Here is a 6,952-nt window from a genome sequence, read left to right as displayed (position 1 = left end):
TTATCCAGATTTGCCACACTAATATCAATGGGTTATTCTCAATAACACCATCATAACATGGCTTTTTTTGACTCCTCGTCAGCCAGCTGACAAGGGTTTAACAGACTCACCCAAATAAAAAGCTAAAATTGCAACTTAAACGGCTTGTCGCCACTTACAAGTTGATTGTAATGGAAGTTTCTTGTCGTGGTGAAAATTCAAAATTCTAGTGCCCAAAAAACCTGTCAAGTGTTTTTTTATTTTTTTTGGGGGGTGTCAGCAGTTACAGAAGAAATAAAATTCTCTTCAGATTTAATCAGATAGATAAGCAAAGTTATAAATCCTGCCGCGCAATTAACCAACTTTTTATCTTATTGTTTTTTGGCAATTTTATATGGTTGCGGAGCAATCCCCTCGCCTGAATCAATTGTGGATGATTATAGCTTGATAAATTTAGAAAAAGAAAAGCTAGTCAAACTAAGCGAGATTTCAAATGAGAATTGGGGTGTTGTATGTGTTTTGACACCTTACTCAGGAGGAATAGGTGATGATCGCGGAGATGATCGGATAAAAACCATCCAAAATAAGACTCCCGACTTGAATCTAACGATTTCTGAAGGAAATTGGCATCTCATTTTTGAAAAAAATGGAGAGGTAACAGCCAATTCTTTCAGAAGATCAAGAATTGATATTCAACAGAAAGGGTTTGACGCTATTCGGCAGAAGTTATTTGACCTCATTTTATTTAAACCAGAAAATTGCATGGATTTTTTACAAGCAACTATTTATAGGTTTAGTAAACAAGGACGCGATTATATTTCACTGGGAGTAGTAGAAAGGTGAGTCTGCAAAATTGTTTACAAAAAATATGCTGAAGACTAGAACGCAAAAGCAAAAGGGGCCGCGTCTTGCAAAACAACATTCAAATTGTCCTCCTTTACCTAGCTCGCAACACTCTCCAACGCAGCAGGCAATCGATCCGGCTATGCCACGGGGTGTTCGGGTCTAGAATTCTAGTCTGCTAATATAGACCTGACGAATATGGGAATGTATTAATGCAAGACCTGGTAACGTTTGTGGTACCGTTTGTGTGAGCTGCTCTTTTATAAACATTTATCGTTGACCTCTTGGATTTTTACAGTTTTCTGAAAAAATATGAAAGCCGTCGAAATTCTTTACAGTTTGATCTGCAGTTTGTGCACTTATACTCATAAGTCATTATTGTTAAAAAAAATTTTTTGGTTGGCATGAATTTTGCTACCATAATTATGAGAGTGCTGTATGCGCAGTGATGCAATCAATATTACTAATTCGACTAAGATGCGCGACTTAAGGCATTCTAAAGGATTCTAAAGTTATGGCACCTAAAAAAGGGGGAGAGATGAGTAAAAAAATGACAAGAACATTGCTAAGTGCGGCAATAGCTTCAGGAATGGTTTTTTGCGCCATGTCAGGAGCACATGCCGGTTTAATCGGCGTCAAGGAAATCAAGGTTTTTTCTGCTAACCTCAATACAACCGACGCTTGGTTGCAGGTTTCTGAAGTAGTAGCAAATCAAACAGGCGGCGGCGATGTTGCTCTGTCTTCTCTTGGCGCTACTGCAGCGGGGTCTGTTTACGCGATATCGCCAGGAAGTTCCCCGGATTTTGCGATTGATGGAATCGCGCCTCAGGGTTTTCCGGATATCTTCCATTCGGCTACGTTTGCTGCTACGGAAGCATTAACGGTAACTCTGGCTTCGGCGACTGAACTTGATTCGATTGCGATATACGGAAGGGACGATAATTTTGGACTGCTTCGAGATATTTACAACGTCGAATTATACGATATGAGTGGTGCTTTGTTACACACGGTATTGGGTCTTGATGCCAGAAACAATAACCACGTAGGTTCTGCCGTATTGCCCGATACGTCTGTCCCGCCCGTCGGGATTGCTGAACCGGGTACATTGGCCCTTTTGGGTCTTGGTCTAATGGGGCTCAGCTTTAGATGGCGTCAGAAATAGACTGACAAGGACTGAAAGCAGACCAATAAAATAAAACGACAGTTTTTTGGGGTGGTTCTGATTGAAGTGGTTTTTTGCATTTATTACTTTCTGGTATGACCCTATGCCGGGATTGCCGGCTTTGACGTGCGGTAATTTGAGCCGGATCTAGATGCCAGTCTCGGATTAAGGATGTATAGTGGCGGCCCCTATTGACCACCTTTAGACAAATTGAGGGCATCGAACAATAGAAGCTGATCCAGAATGTTTCAATAAAACTAAGAAGGGCCTGGACGTGCTGATACTCGTTCAGTTCAGTGTTTGGTTATCTTGTCGAGGTAGCCCATCGCAAAAGCTGAAATGACAAAGGTCAGGTGTAAAAGAATGTACCACATGATTTTGTCGTTGGGAACGGTCTGGGCAGACATGAAGACCTGTAGCAAGTGGATGGAAGAAATTGCGACGATGGAGGCGGCAACCTTGTTTTTTAATGAACTGGAATCCATCTTGCCCAGCCAGCCTAACCGGTCACTATTTTCGGTGATATCCATTTTAGAAACAAAGTTTTCGTAGCCGGAGAACATGACCATTACTAACAGGCCGCCTACCAGTGCGAGATCCACGAGTGCCAGAATAACCAATACCAGGTCTGATTCTGACATGCTGAAGATGATTGGAAGAACATGGAGAACTTCCTGAAAAAATTTTAAACCCAGAAACAGGATGGCAATGCTGAGACCCAGATATACCGGTGCTAATAACCAACGGGCAGCATACATCGTGCGCTCTATAAAACGTTCCAAATTGTCCTCCGGATGGTGTGAATCAAGGAATCAAACATCATCAATATTAGCCGTTGATACCCGAATCATGAAATCAATTGTTTAGTGAAATACAGCGCATTTTGGTCGTTGGCATTCACAGAAGCATGGTATGAAATCGCTGCAAGCAGCAGCTACATCTTTCGCTCTACCCAGACTGCTACACTGTCCGGCGCTGCGGTCAATTGATCCGGTTGCGTGCCACCGGCCTTCGCCATGTCCGGCCGGCCGCCACCTTTGCCGCCAACCTGCCGGACAACAAAGTTGACGAGTTCGCCGGCTATTCCCCGCACTGGTATCACGGCTCAAGCCGGGATTCGCAACATTTCTCAAATTTCTCATTCACTTTGAGCAATTCGCTGACTACATCGGTCGCATCGTCGTCAACAGCGCCGGGCTAATCATCGGGCAGCGGTGGAGGAGGCGGTGGTTGGTAGATTTAATGTTACCGGTTCAGTAAGGTTCAGGGTTGGGCACTATGTATATAATTCTTGGTTCGCGACCTGACCCCATTACTTCCACGTTCGACTTCCCCGCGAAAATCCGCATGCCCCGGCGTATCAACAATATTGATATGAACTCCTTCGTAATCAATCGCGCAGCTCTTGGACAAAATCGTAATACCACGTCCACGTTCGATATCGTTTGAATCCATGATGCGTTCGAAGACCTGCTGATGCGCCGCAAAAGTCACTGCCTGGTGCAAAAGCTTGTCAACCAGCGTGGTTTTGCCATGATCAACGTGGGCAATAATCGCATACGGATAGGCGGGCCATACAATAATTCCTCGAAAATATTTTGTTACAGACGGTTCATTGGGGCGGCATTATACCAGCCAGTGAATGACAAAGTCATTGCAACAGGCCGTTATTTCAGACATAAATCATAATACAGGGATTCTGTTGGAGAAAACAAGCGGCTTGTTTGGCACGCAACGCTATAATCTATCGAGCGGACTGACAACTGCTTTGCCGCCCTTGTTCAAAACATGTGTATATATCATTGTCGTTGAAATATCGCTATGCCCCAGCAATTCCTGTACTGTGCGGATATCGTAACCGGCTTGCAGGATATGCGTTGCAAAACTGTGGCGTAGTGTATGCGGTGATGTTGGCCTGACTATACCCGCAGCCAGTGCAGCTTTCTTGACATAGCGCTGTACCTGTTTTTCATCGACATGATGACGGCGCTCAGCTTGGCTGCGCGGATCTATCGAATATTTCCGGGCGGCAAACACATATTGCCAGCCCCACTCCCTGGGAGCATTGGGATATTTAACAGCCAGCGCGTCCGGCAGCCAGACATCCACCTTGCCCAGTTTGATATCCTGTTCATGCCATTCCCGTCGTATTTCAAGCTGACGACGCATGGCATCCAATAAGCTATCAGGCAGCATCGTCACCCGATCCTTGCCACCCTTGCCATCACGCACGATGATTTCACCGCGTGTCAATTCGACATCCTTGACACGCAATCTTACTGCTTCCATAAGCCGCATGCCTGTACCATATAATAGCTTGATAATCAGGCCAACCGGCTCAGGTGCAGATGCAGCTTCACGCAAAAGTGCCTGAATTTCCAAAGGCGTTAACACAACCGGTAAACGCCTGGGTTTTTTGGACCGTTCAAATCCATCCAGCCACGGCAAATCCGATCCGATAACTTCACGGTATAGAAATAGAATTGCCGATAATGCCTGGTTTTGTGTGGAACTGGATACATGACGCTCATTGGCCAGATAAGTCAAAAAACGTTCCACTTCAATAGCACCCATTTCAACAGGATGACGCTTGCCATTGAAAATAATATAGTGTTTAATCCATGAAACATAAGTTTTTTCCGTGCTCAAACTGTAGTGCTTGTATCTTATTTTTTCTCTTGCCTGATCAAGCAGTTTTTTAGGCGGCGGCATTGTCGTATTTTCTTGTGCCATTTGTCTTTTTAAACAGAGGATTTAAGTTTGAATACAATATGCTGATTAATAACTACCATAGTTATACGACATTTCCCGCAAGATTATTAGGCAAAATGTCGTATATATTGCGTTAGGTTTTTCGGGTGGCTGAGAGCCGATCTGGCAGGCATGTATGAAGCACTGGACAGAGCCAAATGGAATACTTCTAATTCAGATTCCTATCGACTGGCAGTATCTGAATCCGGGCCATAATGAGTATGAGGAAGAGTCGCCATACGGGTTTCAACCTTATGAAGATCCCATCGGCTGCTTTCAGCTGAGTTGTTACCCGTTGAGCGAGCTTGCTCCTAGCGTCGCCGATGCCAATCCACAGGGAGTCAAAAAACTAAGTTGGAAGGAGTCTAGGCTAGATGATTCCGAGTTCCGCACGCACCTTTTCTTCGGCGCTTATCACGATCAAGCTCTGATAGGTAAATATATCTACGATGCCAGTCTTGAGGGCGATGACAGAATTGCTGAGCAGCTCAAGATCGTAAATCAAATTCTCAAATCTGTTGTTATAGTCCCGCCGAGTGATCGTAAGCTGGCCGCTGATCTCGATAAGTTTGATCGTTTTACTGGTTCGCTCGCGGCGTCTCATGATCTTCTGAATTCCGCAATTGACTCAGAGTCATTCGTTGAGATCATTGCAATCGCAGCAAATCAGATAGATGCCTATCTAAGGCTGAGCTTGGTAATTGCGAAGCAGCTCAATGAACAGACCAATGACATTGAAACCCGATATCTCTTCCAGGCCGATGGTGAGAGGGGAATAATGGAGCGGAAAGTCTTCGATGCTGCGCTCAAGCTCGATGTGATAGATCAAGAGGCATTTGACGACTTGAGCGCACTCTACGATTTGAGAAATCGAGTCATTCACCGATACATAATTTCAAATATCAGAACGCGTGATCTGGTCGATATTGCCGGTAGGTATCTGAATGCGTTAGAGAAAATGCGCCTAGCCCTTCGTGGCTTTGAGCAGAGGCAGGCTGACAAACCTTTTGGTGTGTATGGCAAGAAGTTTGGTAAAACTTCGGTTACAGAGGACTCTGTAAGACGGCTTCATGCAAGTGCAAATGACAAGCATCTTATTAAAAAATTTAAGAGAGACGTTGGTGGCGGAAAAACCTAACAAATCACTGCAGCTGACGTTTGACCCGCCCCCCATTTTTGCTTTCGCAAAAAAAGGCGTCGCCTCAAACGCAGCTGAGTTCAGGCGTTATGCCTCAAAAGGACGTACATGATTGCCGAAATTGAAAAAGCATTGACCGAAGGCTTCGAGCGCGATTTGTTTGCGGTATCTCAGAAAAACCTCAGCGACAAATCCAACCCTTTGCGCTTAAATAATTATTCATATGCAATGCGCGAGCTTACAAGGCATATTCTGCATCGATTAGCGCCCAATGCATCTGTACTGAAATGTGATTGGTATAAGAATGAAACTGATAAAGATAATGGAATAACCAGAAAGCAAAGAGCATATTATGCTGTTCAGGGCGGACTACATGATTCATATATGCAAAATACTCTTGGCTTAGAAGTCGAGGATATCCATAAGGATCTGGTTAAAGCTATAAATAATCTGAGTAAGTTTACGCATATTGAACCCAAAGTATTTGGATTGCCTGACGTCGATGTAGATGCATTGGTCAATGAGACAACAGGGGCAGTCAGTGGATTTCTTGCAACCATCAGCGATTGCAGAAGGCTAATTATTGATAGTTTATGGGAGCAAATTGACTCGGCTGTCATTGATGAAACGCTGCGAGAAACCATTCTAGCTATAGATGAATTGGCTACCCATCATTTCATTGATGAGGTTTATACGGATAAGGTAGAAATATATGAAATAAACCATGAGTTCATCATGTTCCGCGTTAATGGGTCAGTTGGTTGTGAGCTTCAGTGGGGATCTAATTCTGACCTAAGACGAGGTGATGGCGCTGTGCTGCCACAATCATACCCATTTACGTGTGAATTGATTAGCCCTGTACATGAGCCTGAAGCAGTTGAGAGCATTGAAGAGTCACTGTGCGTAGATACCAGTTCCTGGACTGACGTAAGGTATGGGCAAGATGAACAGGCATAACAAAAAAAATCCAGCCGACCCAAAAACCGCTGCGCGCTTTTCGGTCGGCTGATTTTAAGCGTTATAAGTCTTTCACACTCAACTCACTCTATGTACTATAATGTATTACAAATAGCTACAAA

General features: G+C 44.2%; 6 protein-coding genes and 2 pseudogenes. 4 read left to right on the top strand and 4 right to left on the bottom strand.

Annotation, left to right across the window (positions count from 1 at the left end):
* Positions 1 to 408: 408 nt before the first annotated feature.
* Entirely contained in the window at positions 409 to 822 is a 414-nt protein-coding gene (locus BMY62_RS11830) for a hypothetical protein (RefSeq protein ID WP_090660132.1), read from the top strand.
* Positions 823 to 1,336: 514 nt separating this feature from the next.
* Positions 1,337 to 1,984 (top strand): PEP-CTERM sorting domain-containing protein, encoded by a 648-nt coding sequence (locus tag BMY62_RS11825; protein ID WP_090660128.1) that lies wholly within the window; start codon positions 1,337 to 1,339, stop codon positions 1,982 to 1,984.
* A gap of 293 nt (positions 1,985 to 2,277) precedes the next feature.
* On the opposite strand, the gene BMY62_RS11820 is transcribed toward BMY62_RS11825, so the two are convergent.
* From BMY62_RS11820 to BMY62_RS11805, 4 genes and pseudogenes are all read right to left on the bottom strand, one after another.
* A complete protein-coding gene (locus BMY62_RS11820; RefSeq protein WP_090628145.1) occupies positions 2,278 to 2,766 on the bottom strand; it encodes a TIGR00645 family protein in 489 nt (162 codons plus the stop codon).
* Positions 2,767 to 2,918: 152 nt separating this feature from the next.
* Positions 2,919 to 3,065: pseudogene (locus BMY62_RS11815) on the bottom strand (DHHA1 domain-containing protein); the annotation flags it as partial.
* 239 nt (positions 3,066 to 3,304) lie between these two features.
* Positions 3,305 to 3,565 (bottom strand): annotated as a pseudogene (locus BMY62_RS11810) (GTP-binding protein); the annotation flags it as partial.
* A gap of 156 nt (positions 3,566 to 3,721) precedes the next feature.
* The gene (locus tag BMY62_RS11805; RefSeq protein ID WP_090660122.1) at positions 3,722 to 4,717 is read right to left on the bottom strand and encodes an integron integrase; all 996 of its coding nucleotides are present in this window, start codon (positions 4,715 to 4,717) and stop codon (positions 3,722 to 3,724) included.
* 154 nt (positions 4,718 to 4,871) lie between these two features.
* Here BMY62_RS11805 and BMY62_RS11800 point away from each other — a divergent pair, with 154 nt between their 5' ends.
* Positions 4,872 to 5,873 carry a hypothetical protein gene (locus tag BMY62_RS11800; protein ID WP_090660119.1) on the top strand — a complete coding sequence of 334 codons (1,002 nt, stop codon included), beginning with the start codon at positions 4,872 to 4,874 and terminating at the stop codon, positions 5,871 to 5,873.
* Positions 5,874 to 5,981: 108 nt separating this feature from the next.
* Positions 5,982 to 6,830, top strand: a complete 849-nt coding sequence (locus BMY62_RS11795) for a pPIWI-associating nuclease domain-containing protein (protein WP_090660116.1) — start codon at positions 5,982 to 5,984, stop codon at positions 6,828 to 6,830.
* The last annotated feature ends 122 nt before the right edge of the window (positions 6,831 to 6,952 follow it).

This window comes from Nitrosomonas marina (assembly GCF_900111605.1).
GTDB classification, from domain to species: Bacteria; Pseudomonadota; Gammaproteobacteria; order Burkholderiales; family Nitrosomonadaceae; genus Nitrosomonas; species Nitrosomonas marina_A.
Note: the sequence above shows the minus strand (reverse complement) of the source record. Positions and strands in the feature narration are given on the sequence as shown.